The sequence below is a fragment of the Pseudonocardia pini genome (genome assembly GCF_013870575.1).
GTDB lineage: Bacteria > Actinomycetota > Actinomycetes > Mycobacteriales > Pseudonocardiaceae > Pseudonocardia > Pseudonocardia pini.
In genome coordinates this window covers 1-1,500 of sequence record NZ_JACBXB010001049.1, presented here as the reverse complement: position 1 = coordinate 1,500, position 1,500 = coordinate 1, and the positions used below count along the sequence as shown (strand labels likewise).

Annotated in this window: 2 protein-coding genes; one reads left to right on the top strand and one right to left on the bottom strand. The window is 71.7% G+C overall.

What is annotated here, in order from left to right:
- The coding region (locus tag H5J29_RS32355; RefSeq protein ID WP_181784707.1) for a serine/threonine-protein kinase at positions 1 to 702 on the bottom strand (702 nt) is incomplete at its 3' end.
- Here H5J29_RS32355 and H5J29_RS32350 point away from each other — a divergent pair.
- On the top strand, positions 679 to 1,500 hold an 822-nt coding region (locus tag H5J29_RS32350; protein ID WP_220188213.1), incomplete at its 3' end, for a hypothetical protein. The genes H5J29_RS32355 and H5J29_RS32350 overlap by 24 nt on opposite strands.

The following is a 1,500-nucleotide window of genomic DNA, read 5'->3' as shown; positions in this document are numbered from 1 at the left end:
CTCCTTGGCCATGCCCGTGGCCACGACCGCGTCGAACACCTCCGTGCCCGCCACGATGTCGGACGGACGGGGCGGCGGGACGTGCATGTGCGCGTGCATGAGCACCGGGAGCCCGTCGCCCGCGTACGGCCGCCTGCCGGTGATCATCTCGAAGAACACACAGGTCAGGGCATAGACGTCCGACGCGTGGGTGACGGCGCCGTCGAACTGTTCCGGCGCCATGTAGGTCAGGCTGCCGAGCAGGGCGCCCGTGCGGGTCAGCGAGTGGCTGCGCCGGGTCGTGGTGGCCCGGGTGATGCCCCAGTCCGCGAGGTAGCAGAAGTCGGCGAGCCTGCCGTCGAGCAGGATGTTGGAGGGCTTGACGTCCCGGTGGACCAGACCGCTCTCGTGTGCCTCGTCCAGCGCGCTGGCCACCTGCTCGAGCATGTGCACCGCGCGGTCGGCGGGCAGCGGGCCGGAGCGCTCGATCAGGCCGTGCAGGTCCCCGCCGTCGACGAGCTGCATGTCGATGTAGAGCCGGCCCTGGATCGCACCGTAGCGATGGATGGTGATGACGTGCGGGTTGCGCAGCTGCGCCACGTGGTGGGCCTCGCGTCGGAACCGCTGCTGGAACTGCGGCTCGTCGGCCAGGTGGGGCGCGAGCCGCTTGACCGCGACGTCCCGGTCGTGCTCGGTGTCGTGGGCGCGGAACACCTCGCCCATGCCGCCGCGACCGAGGAGCTCCTCGAGCCGGTACGGACCGAATCTCTCGCCATCGTCCCCCGCCACACCTGGGCGTTCGGCACGCCAGACGATCTCGTTACCAGCGTCATCAACCCTGATGACCTGCCGGGCGCTGCGCGCGGAGGTCGGGTAGAGGACCGGCTGCGGAGCCGGTTCGGCGACATCGACGGCATCCCCGGGCTGCGGGGTGACGACGACACGGCAGGCCCGCAGGCTCCGGCGCGCCGGGCGCTCGACTCCGGGGAGACCGACCGGGCGGTGCGGTGGCGGGTGCCTGTCCGCTGGTACCTGTTCGTGCTGCTGGCGCTGCCCGCCGCGGAGCTGCTGGGTGCGGTGGTCGTGCCCGGCGCGATGGCCGCCTACAGCCCCCTGACCCTCGCGATGGTCGCCACGTACCCGCCGCGGTCCTGGTCCGGGGTCTGGACGCCGCCGACCGTCGCCGACATCGCCATGTTCGTCGTGATGATCACCGGCCTGACGATCGTCATGACCTGGGTCTTCACCAACGCGCGGGGGAGCCTGCTGCTCACCATGCTGATGCACGCGTCGTTCACCACGTTCGCCGACATGGTCGTCGCCCCGCTCTTCCCCGCCCCCCCTCCTCGAGGAGTTCGGGCTCCTCCCGGAGCTGATCGGGTTCTCGCTGGTCGCGCTGATCGTGGTCGCCGCGACCCGGGGCAGGCTGAGCTACGACCGCTACCTGCGGGACGAGCCGTCCGCGGCGGTCCGGGTGGTCGCGTCCCGACCGGAGTGACCAGGCGGGGTGCGCAGGCGGTC